The 20,373-nt window shown below is 73.6% G+C and carries 15 protein-coding genes; 9 read left to right on the top strand and 6 right to left on the bottom strand.

Features of this window, described 5'->3' with window-relative positions:
- Positions 1–12 precede the first annotated feature (12 nt).
- Both AC5L35_RS03220 and smc read left to right on the top strand, forming a co-directional pair.
- On the top strand, positions 13–300 hold the full coding sequence (locus tag AC5L35_RS03220) for an acylphosphatase (protein WP_495058084.1): 288 nt from the start codon (positions 13–15) through the stop codon (positions 298–300).
- Positions 301–355: 55 nt separating this feature from the next.
- Positions 356–3,973, top strand: a complete 3,618-nt coding sequence (gene smc / locus AC5L35_RS03215) for a chromosome segregation protein SMC (RefSeq protein WP_495057975.1) — start codon at positions 356–358, stop codon at positions 3,971–3,973.
- A gap of 12 nt (positions 3,974–3,985) precedes the next feature.
- Here the strand turns inward: smc and AC5L35_RS03210 are convergent, their stop codons facing one another.
- Complete coding sequence (locus tag AC5L35_RS03210; RefSeq protein ID WP_495057974.1) at positions 3,986–4,855, bottom strand: alpha/beta fold hydrolase; 870 nt, start codon at positions 4,853–4,855, stop codon at positions 3,986–3,988.
- 124 nt (positions 4,856–4,979) lie between these two features.
- Here AC5L35_RS03210 and AC5L35_RS03205 point away from each other — a divergent pair, with 124 nt between their 5' ends.
- The 7 genes from AC5L35_RS03205 to AC5L35_RS03175 all read left to right on the top strand — a co-directional run bounded on the left by AC5L35_RS03205 (position 4,980) and on the right by AC5L35_RS03175 (position 15,319).
- Positions 4,980–8,003, top strand: coding sequence for an ATP-binding protein (locus AC5L35_RS03205; RefSeq protein WP_495057973.1), 3,024 nt, complete (start codon positions 4,980–4,982; stop codon positions 8,001–8,003).
- Positions 8,004–8,144: 141 nt separating this feature from the next.
- On the top strand, positions 8,145–9,887 hold the full coding sequence (gene ftsY, locus AC5L35_RS03200) for a signal recognition particle-docking protein FtsY (RefSeq protein WP_495057972.1): 1,743 nt from the start codon (positions 8,145–8,147) through the stop codon (positions 9,885–9,887).
- 160 nt (positions 9,888–10,047) lie between these two features.
- Positions 10,048–11,430 carry an ammonium transporter gene (locus AC5L35_RS03195; RefSeq protein ID WP_495057971.1) on the top strand — a complete coding sequence of 461 codons (1,383 nt, stop codon included), beginning with the start codon at positions 10,048–10,050 and terminating at the stop codon, positions 11,428–11,430.
- A gap of 3 nt (positions 11,431–11,433) precedes the next feature.
- Complete coding sequence (locus AC5L35_RS03190) at positions 11,434–11,772, top strand: P-II family nitrogen regulator (RefSeq protein ID WP_169399558.1); 339 nt, start codon at positions 11,434–11,436, stop codon at positions 11,770–11,772.
- Between the two features lie 109 nt (positions 11,773–11,881).
- Positions 11,882–12,220, top strand: a complete 339-nt coding sequence (locus AC5L35_RS03185; protein WP_495057970.1) for a P-II family nitrogen regulator — start codon at positions 11,882–11,884, stop codon at positions 12,218–12,220.
- Positions 12,217–14,571, top strand: coding sequence for a [protein-PII] uridylyltransferase (locus AC5L35_RS03180; RefSeq protein ID WP_495057969.1), 2,355 nt, complete (start codon positions 12,217–12,219; stop codon positions 14,569–14,571). Before AC5L35_RS03185 ends, AC5L35_RS03180 begins: the two co-directional genes overlap by 4 nt.
- A 136-nt stretch (positions 14,572–14,707) precedes the next feature.
- Positions 14,708–15,319 carry an AAA family ATPase gene (locus AC5L35_RS03175; RefSeq protein WP_495057968.1) on the top strand — a complete coding sequence of 204 codons (612 nt, stop codon included), beginning with the start codon at positions 14,708–14,710 and terminating at the stop codon, positions 15,317–15,319.
- Between the two features lie 36 nt (positions 15,320–15,355).
- On the opposite strand, the gene AC5L35_RS03170 is transcribed toward AC5L35_RS03175, so the two are convergent.
- From AC5L35_RS03170 to AC5L35_RS03150, 5 genes are read right to left on the bottom strand one after another with little or no spacing between them, the layout of a single operon-like run.
- Complete coding sequence (locus AC5L35_RS03170; RefSeq protein WP_495057967.1) at positions 15,356–16,462, bottom strand: Gfo/Idh/MocA family protein; 1,107 nt, start codon at positions 16,460–16,462, stop codon at positions 15,356–15,358.
- Complete coding sequence (locus AC5L35_RS03165) at positions 16,459–17,238, bottom strand: ThuA domain-containing protein (protein ID WP_495057966.1); 780 nt, start codon at positions 17,236–17,238, stop codon at positions 16,459–16,461. Before AC5L35_RS03165 ends, AC5L35_RS03170 begins: the two co-directional genes overlap by 4 nt.
- A gap of 43 nt (positions 17,239–17,281) precedes the next feature.
- Complete coding sequence (locus AC5L35_RS03160) at positions 17,282–18,109, bottom strand: carbohydrate ABC transporter permease (RefSeq protein WP_495057965.1); 828 nt, start codon at positions 18,107–18,109, stop codon at positions 17,282–17,284.
- A 7-nt stretch (positions 18,110–18,116) separates the two neighbouring features.
- A complete protein-coding gene (locus AC5L35_RS03155; protein ID WP_495057964.1) occupies positions 18,117–19,130 on the bottom strand; it encodes a carbohydrate ABC transporter permease in 1,014 nt (337 codons plus the stop codon).
- Positions 19,123–20,361, bottom strand: coding sequence for a sugar ABC transporter substrate-binding protein (locus tag AC5L35_RS03150; protein ID WP_495057963.1), 1,239 nt, complete (start codon positions 20,359–20,361; stop codon positions 19,123–19,125). The genes AC5L35_RS03155 and AC5L35_RS03150 overlap by 8 nt, the downstream gene beginning before the upstream one ends.
- Between the last annotated feature and the right edge of the window lie 12 nt (positions 20,362–20,373).

Raw genomic sequence — 20,373 nt, 5'->3', positions numbered from 1 at the left:
AGCAGGATTGTGATCACAAGCAACGATTCGGCTGTTCGGCTCAACATGTGGGTCTCCGGTCACGTTCAGTCAGTGGGCTTCCGGTGGTGGACCAGGTGCCGCGCGCTGGAGCTCGGGCTGGTCGGTTCGGCCCGCAACCTGCCGGACGGTCGCGTCGCCGTGGTCGCGGAAGGCGACCGGCAGTCGTGCGAGGGGCTGCGCGCCGCCGTCCGGGGCGGCGGCACGCCGGGGCGCGTCGACGGCGTCGTGGAGCAGTGGAGCCACGCCCGCGGTGGCCTGCGGGGATTCGTCGAAGCCTGACGGTAATGTTCGTCGACCGCCCCCCGGAGAACGCCGTCCCCTGGAGAACGCAGCCGTGCACCTCAAGAGCCTGACGCTGAAGGGCTTCAAGTCCTTCGCCTCGGCCACGACGCTGCGCCTGGAACCCGGCATCACCTGCGTGGTCGGCCCCAACGGCTCGGGCAAGTCCAACGTGGTCGACGCGATCAGCTGGGTGCTCGGCGAGCAGGGGGCGAAGGCACTGCGCGGCGGGAAGATGGAGGACGTCATCTTCGCCGGTACCTCGGGACGAGCGGCGCTCGGCCGTGCAGAGGTGACGCTGACCATCGACAACTCCGACGGCGCCCTGCCCATCGACTACTCCGAGGTGTCGATCACCCGCCGGATGTTCCGGGACGGTGCGGGCGAGTACGAGATCAACGGATCGCATTGCCGCCTCCTGGACATCCAGGAGCTGCTGTCGGACTCCGGCATCGGCCGCGAGATGCACGTGATCGTCGGCCAGGGCCAGCTCGACTCGGTGCTGCAGTCCAAGCCCGAGGACCGCCGGGCCTACATCGAGGAGGCCGCAGGCGTCCTCAAGCACCGCAAGCGCAAGGAGAAGGCGCTCCGCAAGCTCGACGCGATGCAGGCCAACCTCACCCGGCTCACCGACCTCACCGCGGAGCTGCGCCGCCAGCTCAAACCGCTGGGCAGGCAGGCCGAGATCGCGCGCCGGGCGCAGTCCGTCCAGTCGGAGCTGCGTGACGCGCGGTTACGGCTCGCCGCCGACGACCTCGTCACCCTGCGCGACGCTCTTGCGCGCGAGGAGGCCGACGAGTCGACGGCCCGCGCCCGCCGCGCCGAGGTCGAGGAGCAGCTGTCGGTCGCCCGCGTCGAGCAGGAGCGGCTGGAGCTCGCACTCGCCGAGGACGCCCCGCGGCTCGCCGCGGCTCAGGACACCTGGTACCGGCTCTCCGCGCTGGCGGAGCGCCTGTCCGGCACCGTCCGGCTCGCCCAGGAACGCACCCGCCACCTCGCCGACCCCCAGGAACGCACCCCGGGACGCGACCCCGACGAGCTGGACGCCGAGGCCGACGCCGTCTCCGAGCAGGAGGACGAGCTGGTCGAGGCGGTCGCCGAGGCCCGCAGACGGCTGTCGGACGTGCTGGAGGAACGCGCCGACCACGAGCGGACCCTCGCCGCCGCCGAACGCGCCCACATGGCCGCCGTCCGCGCGCTCGCCGACCGCAGGGCAGGCCTCGCCACCCTCGCCGGGCGCGCCGAGGCCCTGCGCAGCGGCGCCGCCGCCACCGCCGACGAGATCGACCGGCTCTCCGAGGCGCTGGCCGAGGCCGAGGAGCGCACCGAGACCGCGGCGGGCGAGCTGGAGCTCGCCCGCGGCGAGCTCGGCGGCCTCGGCGGCGACGACCCCGCCGACGGCTCGCTCGCGAGCTCGCTGCGGGAGCTCGAGCAGCGCTGCTCCGAAGCAGTCGAGGCCCACGACGGCGCCCGCAGGCGGGTGGCCGAGCTGGTGGCCCGCGAGCGCGAGCTGGAACAGCAGCGCGCGCACTGGCGGGCCCGCGTCGACGCCCTCTCGGTCGGGCTGGCGCGCCGCGACGGGTCGGGCGCGTTGCTCGACACCGACGGCGTGCTCGGCGCGGTGTCCGGCCTGCTCACCGTCGAACCGTGGGCGCGCGTGGCGGTCGCTGCGGCGCTGGGCGAGCTCGCCGATGCGCTGGCGGTGGCGAGTCCCGACGCCGCGGTGGACGCGCTCCGCCTCCTCCGCACCCGCGACGCGGGCCGCGCGTCCCTGGTGGTCGGGGCCGGCGAGGTTCAGGAAAGCCACTTTCAGGCCCTCTCCGGGCAGGAAAGTGGCTTTCCTGAACCTCCGGCGGGGCGCTGGGCTTCCGGGCTCGTCTCGGCTGAACCCGCGGTTCGCGGGGCCGTCGCCCGGCTGCTGCACGGTGTGGTCGTCGTCGACGATCTCGATGCCGCCCGTGCCGTCGTTGCCGAGCACCCGGAGCTCACCGCCGTCACCACCGACGGCGACGTGCTCGGGGCGGCCCGGGCGTCCGGTGGTTCCGGCTCGGCTTCGAGCGCCCTGGACGTCCAGGCCGCCGTGCAGGAGGCCGCCGAGCAGCGGGAGGCCGTCGAGGAGGAGCTGGCCGGCCTGCGTCCCGCGCTCGACGGGGCCCGGGCCGAGGAAGCCGCCCGGCTGAGCGACGTCGAGGCCGCGCGGCGGCAGCAGACGGCTGCCGAGCAGCGCCGCGCCGCGGCGTCGGCCCAGCTCGGGCGCTACGAGCAGGCCGTCCGGTCGGCCACGGCGGAGGCACAGCGGCTGCGGGAGCGTCGTGACGCGGTCGAGGCCCGTCGTTCCGACGCGTTGCTCGCGCTGGAGGCCGCCGAGCAGCAGCTCGCCGTGGCCGAGGACGAGCCGGTCGACGACGAGCCCGACACCGAGATCCGCGACGCCGCCGCCGAGTCGCTCGCCGCCGCGCGCGCCGAGGAGGTGGAGGCGCGGTTGACACTGCGCACCGTGGAGGAGCGGGCGCGGGCCATCGCGGGCCGCGCCGACTCGCTGCGCCGGCAGGCGTCGTCGGAACGGCAGGCCAGGGCCAGGGCGGCGGTGGCCAGGGAAGCGCGTGAACGCGGAGCCCGGATCGCGGAGCTCGTGGTGGCCGCGGGTGCGGCGGCCTCGGAGCAGATCGCCGTCTCGCTGGCCGCCGCGGCCACCGAGCGGGACGCCGCTGCGGCGGCCCGCGACTCCCGGGAGCGGGCCCTCGGCGAGGCCAGGGCCACCACCCAGCGGCTCACGGGGCTGATGGAGAAGCTAACCGACGCCGTGCACCGCGACGAGGTGCTGCGCGCGCAGTCCCGGCTGCGGCTGGAACAGCTCACCGAGAAGATCCTCACCGACCACGGTCTCGGCATCGAGGACCTCGTCGCGGAGTACGGCCCGGACACGCCCGTGCCGGCCTCGGCCGCGGAGATGGCGGAGTACGAGGCGGCGAAGGAGCGCGGCGAGGAGGTCGTGCCACCGCCGCCGATGCCCTTCGACCGCGCCACCCAGCAGCGCCGCGCGCAGCGGGCCGAGAAGGACCTCGGCCTGCTGGGCAAGGTCAACCCGTTGGCGCTGGAGGAGTTCGCGGCGCTCGAGGAGCGCTACCGGTTCCTGTCCACCCAGCTGGAAGACCTCAAGAACACCCGCCGCGACCTGCTCACCGTCGTCCGCGAGGTGGACGACAAGATCCTCGAGGTCTTCACCATCGCCTACACCGACGTGGCGCGGGAGTTCGAGACGGTGTTCGCCACCCTGTTCCCCGGTGGTGACGGCAGGCTCGTCCTCACCGACCCCGACGACATGCTCACCACCGGCATCGAGGTGGAGGCCCGGCCGCCCGGCAAGAAGGTCAAGCGGCTGTCGCTGCTGTCCGGTGGCGAGCGGTCGCTGACGGCGATGGCGCTGCTCGTGGCGATCTTCCGCGCGCGGCCCTCGCCGTTCTACGTGCTCGACGAGATCGAGGCCGCCCTCGACGACGTGAACCTGCGCAGGCTCATCTCCCTCATGGAGGAACTGCGGGAGACGAGCCAGCTCATCGTCATCACCCACCAGAAGCCGACGATGGAGGTGGCCGACGCGCTCTACGGCGTCTCCATGCGCGGCGACGGGATCACCACGGTCATCAGTCAGCGGCTGCGCGCGGCGAGCTGACCGGGCCGGGGCTCAGGCCAGGTTCTGCTCGACGAAGCCGGTGACGGCGGCGGCGAACGTCTCGGGTTCCTCCAGGTGCCCCATGTGCCCGCTGTTCTCGAACACCACGAGCTGCGAGCCGGGGATCGTCTCGTGCAGCTCCTGCGCCCACCGCGGGCCGCAGATGAACCCCCACCGGCCGGTCAGCACGAGGGTGGGCAGGTGCAGCGCCGCGAGTGCGTCGTGGTGGCGCCACGGTCCCTCGTCCGACGTGACGGCCCACGCCTGCAGGCTCGTGCGCATGACGTCGAACGCCTCGACCTTGCGGGAGTCGGCGAAGTAGGCCGGGAGCAGGCCGCGCATCGACGCCGTGTACTCCTCGTCCGTGCCGGTCGCGAGCGTCTTCCAGGTGGCCATCGCCTCCTGCGCCTCCGGCCGGTCGGCGTAGCGCTCGACGAACCTCTCCAGGTTCTGCGCCGCGTCGATCATGATCTCCGGGCCGGCGAGCGGGGCCGTGTCGAAGAGGATCAGCCCGGCGAGCCGATCGGGGTGGCGGATGGCGTACCGCTGGGCCACGAAGCCGCCGTGCGAGTGGCCGAGCAGGTGCACGTCGGGCACGCCGAGGTGGTCGACCAGCGCCTCGACGAACTCCACGTAGCGGTCGACCGAGTACCCGCCGGGGTGCTCGGGGAGCCGTCCCGACTCGCCGGTGCCGACCGGCTCCACGTAGACGCAGGTCAGCTTCTTCTCGAGCAGCGGCATGCGCAGGTAGTCCCACCCGATGCCGGGACCTCCCGGGTGGAGCACGCAGACCGGGCCACGTCCGGCGACGTGGTAGCGCATGGGGACGCCGTTCACCTCGAGGGTGTGGGTGCCCTCCTGGAGGGCGGGTGTCGTCGGCACGGAGGGTGCTCCTGTGGGTCGGCGGGAGACGCACCGGCGGGCGCGTCCTCCACCTGGAGGCGCGAGTTTCCGGCTCGCGGGCCGCGAGATCCGGTCGGTCCGGCCGGGGGTCGAGAATGGGGGAGTGGATCAGGACCGCGGGCTCGTCGGCCGCGAGGCCGCGCTCGCCGCGGCCCAGGTGGCACTCGACGAGGCACTCGGGGGCGCCGGGCAGCTGCTGCTGGTGTCGGGCGAGCCGGGGATCGGGAAGTCCGCGCTGCTCGGAGAGGTCGCGCGAGCGGCTGTGGCGCACGGCGCGCGGGTGCTGCGCGGCACCTGCTGGGAGGCGGCGGTCTCGCCGCCCTACTGGCCGTGGACGCAGGTCCTGCGCTCCGTCGACCGCTCCACGGCGCAGCTCGGAGAGGCCGCCCGCCTCGTCGAGCGGTCCGACCCCGACGGTCCGGCGGCGGCACTGCCGTTCGAGATGTTCGACGCGGTCGGCCGGGTGCTGGCCGAGCTGTCTGCTCACACGCCGCTGGTCGTGGTCCTCGACGACCTGCAGTGGGCCGACGAGGCGTCCGTCCGGCTCCTGTCGTTCCTCCGGACGCAGCTCGCCGCCGACCGCGTCCTGCTGCTCGGTGCCTTCCGCGACACCGAGACGGGCCCTGGGCTGCGCCGGCTCACCGAGACGGGACAGCTGCTCCAGCTCGGCGGGCTGACGGCCGACGACGTCGCCATGCTCATGCGCCGCATGGGCGGCCCGCACCCGCCCCTCGAACGGGCCGAGGAGATCCGGCGCCGGTGCGGCGGCAACCCGTTCTTCGTGCGCGAGGTGTGCCGGCTCAGCGTCTCCGACGGCTGGGACGCGACCGCGGCCGGGCGGATCCCCGACGGTGTGCTCGGCGTCCTGCGGCGGCGCCTCGGGCGTCTCTCGGCGCCGTGCGCCGCGATGCTCACCGCCGCGGCGGTGGCCGGCCGCGTCGTCGAGCCCGAGGTGCTGCGCCGGGCGCTCCCGGCAGGCGACGCCGCCGGGACCGCGCTGCTGATCGACGAGGCGGTCGCCGCGCGGGTCCTCGCTCCGGACGGGGCGACGCCCTCCTTCGTCCACGACCTCTACCGGGAGACGCTGCTCGCCGACTGCCCGTCGGCCCGGCTCGCCGAGCTCCACGCGGCCGTGGGCGCTGCTCTGCGCGACGGCACGGCGCCGGACGCGCTCACGGGGGACCGGCTGTCCCGGCTGGCCGCCCACTTCGTCGCAGCCGGACCGTCCGCGGCCGGGGAGGCGGTGCGGTTCTCCGTGCTCGCCGCCCGGGACGCCACCTCCCGGCTCGGTCACGAGGACGCCTGCCGCCACTACGAGCTGGCACTGGACGTGATCGACGCGGTGCGCCCGCCCGGGGCGTCCGCGCAGCGCACCGGCCTGCTCGTGGAGCTCGGAGCGGCGCAGGCGCGTGCCGGGAGCGCCGACGCGGCGCGGAGCGCCTACGACGAGGCCGTCCGGCTGGGGCGGGCCGGTGGTGAGTGGGAGGCGGTGGCGCGGGCGGCGACGGGCCGCTACGCGCTGGGCAGCCGCGACCCGGTGGAGTACGCCACGGTGATCTCCGTCCTGGAGGAGGCGGACAAGGCGCTGGCCGCGTCGGGCACGGCCGACGTCGCGCTGCGCTGCAGCCTGCTCGCCACCCTGGCGCGGGCCCGGCGCCACGCGGACCCCCGCCGCGTCGACCCGGAGGCGGTCGAGGCCGCTGAGCAGGCCGTGGCGCTGGCGGCAGGCGACCCGCGCTCACGCGCGGAGGCCCTGCTGGCTCTGCACGACGTGCTGTGGGTGCCGGGGCGCGCGTCCGAGCGGCTCCCGGTGCTGGACGAGATGCTGTCGGCCGCCGTCCGTGCGGACGACCGGGAGCTCGTCGCGGTGGCCCACCAGCTGAAGGCCACCGCACTCGTCGAGATGGGCGACCCGGCAGGCCGGCTCGAGCTCGAACGGCACGTGCACCTGGCGGCGGGGCTCGGACACGCGCGCGGCCGCTGGGGCGCGCTGAGCCGCCGGGCGACCCTCGCCGAGCTCGCCGGCCGCGTCGAGGAGGCCACCGAGGTCGCGGGCGCGGCGCTGGAGCTGGGCTCCGCGATCGGCGAGCCCGACGCGCCCGGTTGCTTCGCCACGCTGCGTGCCTCGCTCATGGCGATCGGCGGCGCTCCGCTGTCGCTCGACCTGGGCGGCCTGGACGAGAACGACCCGCTGTGGCCGGTGTTCCCGCTGATCCGGGCGCTCGCTCCGGCCGTCAGCGGACGGTACGAGGAGGCCGCCGAGCGGCTCGGGGACTTCGCGGTCCAGGACGTCCTGCAGAAGTACGACCTCGAGATGGTCGCCGTGGCCGCCACCGTCTTCGCGGCTGTCGGCTCGGAGGCGCAGCGCACGTGGACCTACGAGCGGCTGGTCCCGGTCGCGGGGCTGCACGTCGTGGTCGGCGGGTGCGCGGCCTACTACGGGCCGGTGGACCACCTCCTCGGAGAGCTGGCCGCAGGCCTCGGACGGCGGGACGAGGCAGTGGCCCACCTGACGGCGGCGGCGCGGCAGTGCGACCGGCTGGGGGTCGCGGCGTGGTCGCGGCGCAGTCTCGACGCGCTCGCCCGCCTGGGCGCCGGACCGGACGAGCCGGTGGTGGAGCGCGACGGCGGCACCTGGCGGCTGGCGTTCCGGGGCCGCGTGGAGCACTTGCCCGACGCGAAGGGCCTGCGCGATCTCGCCGTCCTCCTCGGCGCTCCGGGCCGGGACGTCCACGTGCTCACGCTGCTGGGCCGGGACGTGCCGGCGACGGGGTCCGATCCCGTGCTCGACGACCGGGCGAGGGCCCGGTACCGCCGACGCCTCGGCGAGCTCGACGGCGACATCGACGAGGCGGTCGAGTTCCAGGATCCGCACCGTGCCGAGCGGCTCCGGGCGGAACGGGACGCGCTGCTGGCCGAGCTCGCCGCCGCCACGGGCCTCGGCGGACGCGCCCGGCGGCTCGGGGACGAGACCGAGCGCGCGCGCAAGACCGTGGGAGCGCGGATCCGGGACGCGCTCCGCCGGGTGGACGCGGTGCACCCCGAGCTCGCCGAGCACCTCCGGGCCACCGTCGGCGTCGGCACCGTCTGCCGCTACACACCGCAACCGGTGGCGCCGAGCGCGTGACCGGCGCGGGAGGCCCCAGCTGATCTTGCCGAGCTCCTCGAGATCGCCCTGGCCAGGGCGATCTCGTCGATCTGACAACGATCATGGTGAACGTCGGGTGCTTGCCGCTCGTGCCGCTGCTGCGCATGACAGGGTGGACCGGTGACCACGGAGACCTTCTGGATCATCATCGCGATCGCGGCGGTGGTCCTGCTCGTCGCCGTCGCGCTGGGGCTGGTGCTGCTGCGGCGACGGCGGATAAGCCTGCGCGAGCCCGGGGAGGTCGAGGGCGGCACCAGCCCCGGCACCGCCCCGCCGCGGGGCGGCACCTACCGGGCCGAGAGCGGCTTCTCCTTCACGGCGGGATCCGACACCGTCGCGCCGCCTGCGGTCGAACGGCCGCCGTCCGACACCGCTGCGCCCCCGGCCGCGCGCCCCGAGCAGCGGGCCGAACCCGCCGCACCGCCGGCGAACCGCGCGCCTGCGCCGGACCTGCTGCCGCCGGTGGACACCGCACCCCCCGCCCCACCCGCCGAGACGGCGCCCCCGGCCCCCGTGACTTCCCCGCCGGCCGACCGCGCCCCGGCCCCGGAGACTGCCCCCCCTGCCGACACGGCCCCGCCGGTCGAACGCGCCCCGGCGCCCGACACCGCGCCTGCGCCCGAGACCGCCCCGCCCGCCGGACGGGCCCCCGCGGCCGACGCCGCCCCGGCGGCACCCGAGACCGCCCCGCCCGCGGACACGGCGCCGGCGGAGACGACCCCGGGCCCCGCCCCGGTGGCCGAGACCGCGCCGCCTGCCGAGGCGCCGCCCACCCGGCCCGCGCCGCCCGAGACCGCACCACCGACCACGCCCGTCCCGGACACCGCTCCCGCCCCCGAGGCTCCCGCCCCCGAGGCGGCCCGGCCCGTGGCGCCTCCGGCCGCTCCGCCCTCCACCAACGGCGCCGCTCCGCCCGCCCCGATCACCGCCCCGCCGGAGATCGCCCCCGCCGAGGGGCGCCTCGAGCGGCTCCGCGGCCGGTTGGCCCGGTCGCGTTCCGGCTTCGGCCAGGGGCTGCTCGGCCTGCTGGGCGCCGGCGAGCTGGACGAGGAGTCGTGGGAGGACGTGGAGGCCATGCTGCTGCAGGCCGACCTCGGCCCCGAGATGACGTCCGAGCTGGTGGAGACCCTCCGCACGGAGCTGGCCCGCCGTGCCGTCCGCACGTCGGAGCAGGCGAGGCAGCTGCTGCGCGAGGTCCTCACCGACGCCCTGCGCACCGATCTCGACCGCTCGCTCCGCGCGCTCCCGCACGACGGCAGGCCTGCCGTCCTGCTGATCGTCGGGGTCAACGGCACGGGGAAGACCACCACCACCGGCAAGCTGGCCAGGGTGCTGGTGGCCGGTGGGCGGCACGTGGTGCTCGGTGCGGCCGACACCTTCCGCGCCGCCGCAGCCGAGCAGCTGGGCACCTGGGGCGAACGGGCGGGAGCCACCGTGGTGCGCGGCCCCGAGGGCGCCGACCCCGCGAGCGTCGCGTTCGACGCGGTGAAGCAGGGCACCGACGAGGGCGCTGACGCCGTGCTGCTCGACACCGCGGGCCGGCTGCACACCAAGACCGGACTGATGGACGAGCTGGGCAAGGTCAAGCGGGTCGTCTCGCGGCAGGCCGCCGTGGACGAGGTGCTGCTCGTGCTCGACGCCACCACCGGCCAGAACGGGCTCATCCAGGCCCGGGTCTTCGGCGAGGTCGTCGACGTCACCGGCATCGTGCTCACCAAGCTCGACGGCACGGCGAAGGGCGGCATCGTGTTCCGCGTGCAGCGCGAGCTGGGCGTGCCGGTCAAGCTCGTCGGGCTAGGTGAGGGTCCCGACGACCTCGCCCCGTTCGAGCCCGCGGCATTCGTCGACGCACTGTTGGCCTAAGAATCCGGGTGTGTAATCCGGATGTAACTCCACGGGTCGGCGCGTTCACCGCCGCGAAACAGTTGCGGACAATGCGCGAAACATGCCGATCCGATAGTTCCCGCATCTGCCGCTCCACACGCCATCTCCAGGCAAGCGGCGACTACGGGAGGGAGTTGACGTGCTCGATACCGGCGATACCGCCTGGATGCTGGCAAGCTCAGCGCTGGTGCTGCTGATGACACCCGGGTTGGCACTGTTCTACGGCGGCATGGTCCGCTCGAAGAGCGTGCTGAACATGATGATGATGAGCATCTCGTCACTCGGGCTGGTCGGCGTGCTGTGGGTGCTCTACGGCTACTCCATCGCGTTCGGCAACGACGTGGGCGGCGGGCTGCTCGGCAACCCGGCGGAGTTCGCCGGGCTCAAGGGCCTGTTCGGCGGCACGTATCTCGCAACCGAGGGTGGGCCGCCCGTCGACATCCCGCTGGTCGGCACGATTCCGGCCACGGTCTTCGTCGCCTTCCAGGCGATGTTCGCGATCATCACCGTCGCCCTGATCTCCGGTGCCGTCGCCGACCGCCTGCGGTTCGGCCCGTGGCTGCTGTTCGCCGGTCTGTGGGCCACCATCGTCTACTTCCCGGTCGCGCACTGGGTCTTCTCGTTCAACGGCGTCACCGCGGAGACCGGTGGCTGGATCGCCAACGACCTCAAGGCGATCGACTTCGCCGGTGGCACCGCGGTGCACATCAACGCCGGTGCGGCCGCGCTCGCGCTCGCACTGGTGCTCGGCAAGCGCCGCGGCTGGCCGCGCGAGCCCATGCGCCCGCACAACCTCACGCTGGTCATGCTCGGTGCCGGCCTCCTGTGGTTCGGCTGGTTCGGCTTCAATGCCGGTTCGGCCGTCGCGGCCAACGGCGTCGCGGGCCTCACGTTCGTCAACACGCTGGTGGCCACCTCGGCCGCGATGCTGGCCTGGCTGCTGGTCGAGCGCATCCGCGACGGCAAGCCCACCAGCCTCGGCGCGGCGTCCGGCCTCGTCGCCGGCCTCGTCGCCATCACGCCGTCGTGTTCGTCGGTCTCGCCGATCGGCGCCATCGCGGTCGGGATCATCGCCGGCATCCTGTGTGCGCTGGCCGTCGGTCTCAAGTTCCGCTTCGGCTACGACGACTCACTCGACGTGGTCGGTGTCCACCTCGTCGGTGGTCTGGCCGGCACCCTGCTGGTCGGCTTCTTCGCCACCTCCAGCGCGCCTGCCGGGGTGGACGGCCTCTTCTACGGGGGCGGTGTCGACCAACTCTGGCGGCAGGCGGTCGGTGCGGTCGCGGTGCTGGCGTTCTCGTTCGTCGTCAGCCTGATCCTGGCCTACATCGTCAAGGCGGTCATGGGCCTGCGCATCTCTCCGGAGGAAGAGGCCACCGGCGTCGACGAGACCGAGCACGCCGAGACGGGCTACGACTTCTCCACTCTCCACGGCATCGGCGGTCTCGGGACGCCTCGGCCGTCCGCAGCCACGAACGCGGCCGCGGAGCACGTTCCGGCAAACGCAGGCAAGGAGAGCTGAGCGATGAAGCTGGTCACGGCGATCGTCAAGCCGTTCGTCCTCGAGGACGTCAAGGGGGCGCTGGAGCAGATCGGCGTCCTGGGCATGACGGTCAGCGAGGTGCAGGGATACGGGCGCCAGAAGGGCCACACCGAGGTCTACCGCGGCGCGGAGTACTCCGTGGACTTCGTGCCGAAGGTCAGGGTGGAGGTCGTCGCCGACGACACACTCGCCGACAAGGTGGTGGACGCCGTGGTCGAGGCGGCCCGCACCGGCAAGATCGGCGACGGCAAGGTGTGGGTCACTCCGGTCGAGAGCGTGATCCGGGTCCGTACCGGTGAGCGCGGCACAGACGCCATCTGATCACTTCATCTGACGTCGAATCCGAGGGCCCGCTGCACAGCATGATCGTGCGGCGGGCTCCGGCGCGTTTCCCGGAACCGTCTGGTTCGTCACCGATCGGAGGATCGTGATGATGCTGGTGACCGCCATCATCAAGCCGTTCGCGCTGGAGCACGTCCGCGCTGGACTCGAGCGTCTGGACATCGCCGGGATGACCGTCAGCGAGTCGTCGGGGTACGGCAGACAACGCGGCCATACCGAGGTCTACCGGGGTGCGGACTACCACGTCGATCTCGTGCCCAAGGTGCGCGTCGAGGTGGTCGTCGACGACGGTGCCGTGGAGAAGGTGATCGAAGCGGTGTCCGAGGCCGCCCGCACGGGCAAGATCGGTGACGGGAAGGTGTGGGTCACACCTGTCGACACCGTGGTGCGGGTCCGCACCGGCGAGCGGGGTGCCGACGCGCTGTGAGTGCGGTGGTTGTGGCGTCGGGAGACGCGGGAGATCTGGTCCGGGCGAAAGCCGTGCTGCTCGACCCCGGGGCGGGCAAGCGCAGGCTCGGGCCCGAGGCGTTGCGCACGGCACTGGTGGACCTGCACGACTTCTGGCTGTCGTCGCGGGCGGCCTCCATCGGGCTGGCCGATCGCGCTGCGCTCATCGCCGTCGGGGCGCTGGGCCGGCGTGAGCTGGCCCCGTGGTCGGACCTCGACCTGGTGCTGCTGCACGACGGCCGCAAGGACGTCGAACGGCTGGCCGAGCAGCTGTGGTACCCGCTGTGGGACGCGGGGATCGGCCTCGACCACTCGGTCCGCACCCCGGGTCAGGCCGTGCAGGTGGCGGCCACCGACCTGCGTGCCGCGTTCGGCCTGCTGGAGGCCCGGCACATCGCAGGCGACACCGCGCTCTCGGACAAGGTGCGCGCCGCGGTGCGGCAGGCGTGGCGGGCCGGTATCCGTGGTCGATTCGACGAGCTCGCCGACTCCGCCCAGGAGCGCTGGCGGAAGGTCGGCGACGTCGCGCACCGCGTGGAGCCGGACCTGAAGAGCGGGCACGGCGGGCTGCGCGACATCCAACTGCTCGACGCGCTCGCCGCGGCCCAGCTCGTCGACCGTCCGGGCGCCGATGTGGGGGAGGCCCGCAGGCTGCTGCTGGACGTCCGCACCGAGCTGCACCGGCTCGCCGGCCGGGCCCGTGACGTGCTCCGGGCGCAGGATGCCGACGAGGTGGCGAGCGCGCTGGAGATCGCCGACCGGTTCGAGCTCGCGCGGGCGCTGTCCGGCGCGGCCCGGTCGGTGGCGTTCGCCGCCGAGGTGGGGCTGCGTTCCGCACGCAGCGCCCTGCCCCGGCGCGGTCTGGCCGCGTTGCGGCGCGCTCCCGTGCGGCGTCCGCTGGACAGCGGCGTCGTCGAGCACGCCGGCGAGGTGGCGCTCGCCCGCGACGCCGCGGCCCCCCGCGATCCCGGGCTGGTGCTCCGGGTGGCGGCCACCGCGGCCCGCACCGGCCTGCCGATCGCCGCCGGCACGCTGCACCGGCTTGCCGACACCGCCCCCGAGCTGCGCGAGCCGTGGCCGCCGTCGGCGCTGGGCGAGCTGCTCTCGCTGCTGGGCACGGGTCGTCAGCTCGTGGACGTGGTGGAGGCGCTGGACCGCACCGGGCTGTGGGGGCGGCTGTTTCCCGAGTGGGGCGCGGTGCGCGACCTGCCGCCGCGCGACCGTGCGCACGTGTGGACCGTGGACCGGCACCTCGTCGAGGCCTGCGCGCAGGCCGCCCGGCTCACCACCCGCGTGGCGCGTCCGGACCTGTTGCTCGTCGGCGCGCTGATCCACGACATCGGCAAGGGGCGCAACGGCGACCACTCGGTCGTGGGGGAGTCGCTGGCACTGCAGGTGGGCAGGCGGCTCGGGTTTCCCGACACCGACGTGGCCGTGCTGGGCCAGGTGGTGCGCCACCACCTGCTGCTGCCGCACACGGCCACCCGGCGCGACCTCGACGACCCGGCCACGATCACCCGCGTCGTCGAGACGCTGGAGGGCAGCGGGCTCGTCCTCGACCTGCTCGAGTCCCTCGCCGAGGCCGACGCGCTCGCCACCGGCCCGGGGGTCTGGAGCCCGTGGAAGCAGACCCTGATCCAGGACCTGGTACGCCGCTGCCGGGCCCTGCTGGCCGGGGAACCGCTGCCCGCACCCGCCGCACTGAGCGCCGACGCGGCGGAGCTCGCCGGTGCCGTCGCCGACGACGGGCAACCACAGATCCGGCTCGACGACCGCGCCGACCCGGCCACCGTCATCGTGGCGGTGCCGGACGGCCCGAGGGCGCTGTCGGCCGCCGCCGGTGTGCTGGCGCTGCACTCCCTGGAGGTGCACGCGGCCGAGCTGCCGTCCGCCGAGCAGGCGGCCGTCGTCACCTTCACCGTCTCCCCTCGGTTCGGCGGCCTGCCCGACCCGGCGCTCCTGCGGTCGGACCTGATCCGGGTCCTCGACGGCGGTCTCCCGCTGGCCGACGCGCTGGCGCGCAAGGAGCGCGACTACGCCCCGATCAGCCCGAGTGGGGAACCGCCCGCCCCGCCCCGGGTGCTGTGGTTCGACGACGAGGCCACCGGGGCCGTGGTGCTGGAGCTGCGCGGCACCGACCGGATCGGCCTCCTGCACCGCGTGGCCGCCGCGCTGGAGGAGTGCAGTGCCGACCTGAGATGGGCCAGGGTGGCCACGCTGGGTGCGTCCGTCGTCGACTCGTTCTGCCTCGCCGGCTCGGGCGCCGGGGGAGCACTGAGCACGGCGGAACGCCGAAAGATCGAGCGGGCGGTGCTGGCTGCGGCGGGGTAGCGCCTTCCGGATTGCAGCAAAGCCACGTTGCCGCAACGTCGTTGCGTGAAAGTGGCTTTGCTGCAACGGGGCGACCGTCCGGCCCACAGCGGCCCGGCGATCGGAACGAACCACCCGGAACGGACGTTCACCTCTCGTGACGAGAGCGAGCTCGACCGCCGCACCGGCCGCCGCAGCCCCCACACCGGCCGCCCCGCCCGTGCGCCTCGCCCTGCCCGGTCGCACGCTGCTGCTCGTGGCAGGCATCCCGGGAGCGGGGAAGTCCACCCTGCTCGCCGGGCTGCCCGCCGACCGGGGCCGCGCCGTGCTCGACTCCGAGACCCAGCGCGCGGCGCTGCGGCGCCTCCTCGGCCTGCTGCCCTACGCCTGGTACCGGCCACTGGTGCATCTGCTGCACCGGTTGGCCGTGCTCACCGCGGCCGTCTCGGCCACGCCCACGGTGGTCGTCCACCTGCCCGCCACCGACCAGCGCACCCGCGCCGTACTCGGCAGGCTCGCGGCCGCCACCGGCCGTAGCGCGCATCTGCTCTGGATGCACGTCGACCCGGACGAGGCCCGCCGGGGACAGTGCGAACGGGGCCGGATGGTGCCGGAGCGCTCCTTCGCCGGGCACGCGCACCGGGCCTCGTCCACCACCACCGAACTCCTCGCGGGCGTGCCGGCCGGCTGGGAGAGCGTCACGGTGCTCGACCGGGCAGCGGCCGCGGGCGGCCTGCGGCTGGACACCGGGCGAGCCCCCCAGAACTGAGCGGTGCCGGGCCGCTGGGTCCGGCCCGGCACCGTGTCAGGCCGTGAGGGCGCTGCGCACCGACGTCCAACCGGCCAGCGCCGCGCGGACGTCCGCGTGGGTCTCCTCGCGCAGCGCCTGCTCGTGGGCCAGGTCGAGCACGTCGTCGATCAGCACCCGCCCGCCGCTGTCGGCCGACCGCACCGCCGCCTCCACCATGGCGAGGCTCAGCACGTTCTCGTGCACCTCGCCCATCGGGGTGCTGCCCGTGCGCAGCGCCTCGGCGAACACCTGGAGCGCCCCGGCGATGCCCGAGTACGGCGACGGCGGCCGTCCCGCGGGCAGCACGTCGGCGTCGAGCACCGGTCCGGTGTCGCCGTCCCACCGGGCCGAGCCCTTCTCCCCGCTCACCCGCCACACGCCGTTCCAGGAGGTCTCGGCGCCGGGGCTGCACCAGCTTCCGGTGTAGACGTAGCGGACGCCGCCCTCCATCTCGAACACGGCCGTGGCGGCGGCCGCCCCGTCGTACCAGCTCCACGACGGGTTGTACGCCTCGCAGTAGGCCGCGACCGGTTCGGCGCCGAGGACGAACCGGGCCGAGTCGAAGGGGTGGATCGCCATGTCGACGAGCAGCGGGTGCGCCATCTCCTCCCGGAACCCGCCGAACCGCGGCGCCCGGAAGAACTCGGTGGTGAGCGTGCCGATCGCGCCGAGGTCCGCCGCCATCGCACGCAGCGCGAACAGCTGCGGGTTCCACCGCCGCGACTGGCTCACCATGAACAGCTCGCCGGTCACCTCGGCCGCCGCGGCCAGCGACAGCGCCTGCGCCAGCGTCGCCGCCACGGGCTTCTCGCCGAGCACGGCAAGGCCGGCGAAGAGCGCCGCGGTGGTGACCGGGTGGTGCGCCTCCGGAACCGTCGCGTCCACCACGGCGTGGGCGCCCGTGGCCGCGGCGAGTGCGACCGCATCGGCGCCGACCGGGAGGTCGGGATGCCCCGCCGCGGCGGTGGCCGTCCGGGCGGCGTCGAGGTCGATGTCGGCGACGGCCACCAGGTCGACGTCGGGCGCGGCGCTGATCGTGGAGAGCCAGGCCCGGCCCATGCTGCCCGCGCCGGCCAGTACCACCCGCAGCGGCTCGTCGCCGGGGATCGTGCGGTGGCTCATTCGATCGGCCCCGCGTAGGTCCGGCCGGTGAAGAACTCGCCGGTCTCGTAGCGCAGCAGCTCCGGGCGGGCCCGCTCGGGCCGGTCGGTGCGCGCCCACTGCACGCCGTTGGCGATCACCCGGCGGACGTCGCGGTGGTGGTAGGTCGGGAAGTCCTGGTCGCCGGGGCGGAAGTAGAAGATCTTCCCGTGGCCACGGCGGAACGTGCAGCCGCTGCGGAACACCTCGCCACCGCTGAACGAGCTGACGAACACCAGCTCGTCGGGGGCCGGGATGTCGAAGAACTCCCCGTACATCTCGTCCTCGTCGATGATCAACGGGTGGGGCACGCCCTGGGCGATCGGGTGCGTGGGGTCGACGGTCCAGATCAGCTCGCGGTCGTGCTCGCTGCGCCACCGCAGGGTGCAGCTCGTGCCCATCAGCTTCATGAAGATCTTCGACCAGTGCCCGGAGTGCAGCACCACGAGACCCATCCCCGACAGGACGTGCCGGTGGACGCGCTCCACCACCTCGTCGGCCACCTCGGAGTGGGCGGCGTGCCCCCACCACGTGAGCACGTCGGTCTCCGCCAGTACCTCCTCGGTGAGGCCGTGCTCGGGGTCGTCGAGGGTGGCGGTCCGGACGACGCAGCCGTCGCCCAGGTTCTCGGTGATGCCCTCGGCGATCGTCGTGTGCATCCCCTGGGGGTAGATCTTCGCGACGTGCTCCTCGATCTGCTCGTGGCGGTTCTCCCCCCACACGGTCACGCGGATGGGGGCGGAGGACGGGTTGGTCACAGCCGGTTCTGCCTTTCGTCGTCGTGCAACTCGGGGATGGAGGTCATTTGACGGCGCCGCTGTTCACGCCGGCGGCGACGTAGCGCTGCGCCACCACCAGCAGCACCACGGCGGGGAGGGACGCGAGGACCGCCGTGGCCATCACCGCGCTCCAGTCGTTCACGTAGGTCCCGATGTACTGGTAGAGCCCGAGCGTCACGGGCCGGACGTCCTCGGTGGTGGTGAGCGTCAGTGCGAAGAGGAAGTCGCTCCAGGTGAACAGGAAGGTGAAGAGCGCGGCCGTGATCAGGGCGTTGCGGCTCATCGGCAGCACCACCGAGACGAACGCGCGGATCTGACCGGCGCCGTCCACCCGCGCGGCCTCGATCACCTCGGCCGGGATGCTGCCGAGGAAGGCGCGCATGATCAGGATCGCGAACGGGATGCCTGCCGTGGAGTCGGCGAGGATCAGCCCGGGGATCGAGTTCAGCAGTCCGAGGTCGTTGTAGGCGCTGTAGAGGGCGTTGGCCACCACGATGCCCGGGATCATCTGGCTGATCAGGATCGCGAACAGCACCACGCCGGCCCCGCGCACCGTGAACTGCGCGAGTGCGTACGCCGCCGGGGTGGCGACGAGCAGGCTGAACACCACGCTGCCCACCGCGACGACGAGACTCGTCACCAGGTGGCCACCCTGCTCGCGCACCGCGGTGGCGTACCCGTCGAAGCTCAGGTGGAGGGGCAGCCACGGGGTGCCGACCGCCGAGCCGCTGGGCTGCAGCGAGACGTTGACCATCCAGTAGACCGGGAACAGCATCACGGCGAGGATCAGGATCCCCACCACCGTGTTCCCCCACGAGCGCCGGACGCGCCTGCCTGCGATCACTGCCATGACGGCCTCACCCCTGTCCGGCGCGCCGGTTGGCACGCAGGTAGAAGAGCGCGAACACCAGCGAGATGACGATCAGGACGTTGCCGAGTGCGGCGCCCTGTCCGAACTGGAACTCCTGGAAGGACAGGTGGTAGGACTGCGTGGCGATCGTCTGGGTGGCGTTGGCGGGGCCGCCGCCGGTGAGCCCGAGGATGATGTCGAGCACCTTGATCGTGTAGACGACGCCGAGCACCAGCACCACGTTCACCACCGGCCGCAGCAGCGGCCAGGTCACGTGCCGGAAGGCCCGCCAGCCGGTGGCTCCGTCCAGGGCAGCGGCCTCGTAGAGCTCCGGGGGCACGTCCTGCAGCCCGCCGTAGAGGATCGTGGTGTTGAACGGGATCCCCACCCAGATGTTCACGACGATCACCGCGATCAGCGCCAGCGACGTGCTCGTGAGCCAGCCCGGGTTCTCCCCGATGAGGCCGACCGCGCCGAGGAACCGGTTGAGCACGCCGTTGTCCTGGTCGAGGATCCAGCGCCAGACCGCGCCGGACACGATCAGCGGCATCAGCCACGGCAGGAGCAGCAGGGAGCGCAGCACCCCGCTGAGCGGGAAGCGGCGCTGGAAGAACACCGCGATCGCCAACCCGATCACGAACTGCCCCACGATCGAACCGACGGTGAACAGCACCGTGTTGACCAGCGCCTGGTCGAACACCGCGGACGTCAGGACCGCCACGTAGTTGTCGAGCCCCACCCAGGGCGCCTCGCCCGTGTAGAAGGTGGCCGTCGTGTACTCCTGGAACGCCATCACGACGTTCTGCACCACGGGGTAGCCGAAGAAGAGCGCCAGGTAGGCCACGGCGGGCAGCAGGAACCCCAGCTGGAGCAACCGCTCCCGCCCCCGCGGCGACCACCACCCCGCGCGATCGGTCCGATCGGTGCCGGGCGTGGGCGTCGGTGTCGCCGGGTCGGGAGCCGCCACCGTCAGGAGTGGCGGCCGGGCGGTGGTGCCGCCCGGCCGGCCCCGCTCAGCCATTCTGGGCCTGTCGCAGAGCGGCATCCGGCGTGGCGCCGCCGGTGATGGCGCTCTGGACGGCCGTGTAGATCTTGGTGGCGGCGGCGGGCCAGTCCGCCCCGAGCTTGCCGGTACGCGACCGCGCGGTCTTCACCTGCTCGGTGAACGCCGCCATCTTCGGCTCCTGCTTGACGAAGCCGTCGAGCAGCGCGGTCTTCGTCGGCACGGTGCTGCGCTTCGTGGCGAGGTCCATCTGGGTGGCGTCCGAGTTCAGGCACGCGACGATCTCCGCGGCCTTCTTCTGGCGTGCCTCGTCGCCGGTGCGGGGGATGGTCCAGGTCTCGCCGCCGAGCGGGGCGACCTCGGTGGCGCCGGCCTGGGGCACCGGGATCGGCACGACGCCGTACTTCACGCCGGGGGCCTTCTCGGCGAGCGCGGGGAACTGCCACGGACCGTTGATCATCATGGCCGCCTTGCCCGCGCCGAACTGCTCGTTGACGTCGGCCTGCGTCCAGTTGACCACCGACCTCGACGCGGACCCCGACGCCACGAGGTCGACCCACAGCTGCAGGGCCTGGGCCACCTGCGGGCTCGCGATGTTCGTCTCGTCCCCGCCGTTGGACCACATGAACGGCAGGAACTGCCAGGTGCCCTCGTAGTTCGCCGGCGCGCTGAACGCGAGCCCGTACCGGTCTCCGGAGGAGAGCTTCGCGGCTGCCGCCTTCAGCTCGTCCCAGGTCTTCGGAGGTGTCACACCGGCCGCGGCCAGCATGTCCTCGTTGTAGAACAGGCCGATGGTGTTGGTCACCGGCTGCATCCCGTAGACCTTGCCCTCGTAGGTCGAGGCGCTGACGATGCCGTCGGCGTAGCCGTCCGTGGAGAGGCCGAAGTCGGTGATCGGGGAGAGCGCTCCGGTCGCCGCGATCTGCTGGAGGTCGGGGTTGTCGAGCATCAGGACGTCGGGGAGCGTCCGGGACGACGCCTGTTGCAGGACCTTGGCGATCAGCGAGGCGCCGGGCACGACCTCGCGCTGGATCGTCACGCCCGCCTGCTGCCCGCAGGCGTTGAGGGTGTCGGCGTAGGCCGTGTTGTCCGGCTCGTTGTTGTAGTAGTCGAGCACGCGGAGGCTGGTCACGGGGCCACCGGAGTCGCCCGCTCCGCCTCCGCCGCAGGCGGCGAGGGTCGCCGCGGCCGCCAGTGCGGTGGCGGTCGCCAGCGCGGTCCTGCCCAGTCGTGCTCCTCGTCGAGCCATGTCTGGTCCTCT

The sequence above is a fragment of the Pseudonocardia sp. OZ21 genome (assembly GCF_059359135.1).
The sequence above is the reverse complement of the archived record's forward strand: the minus strand, read 5'-3'. Positions and strand labels throughout refer to the sequence as shown.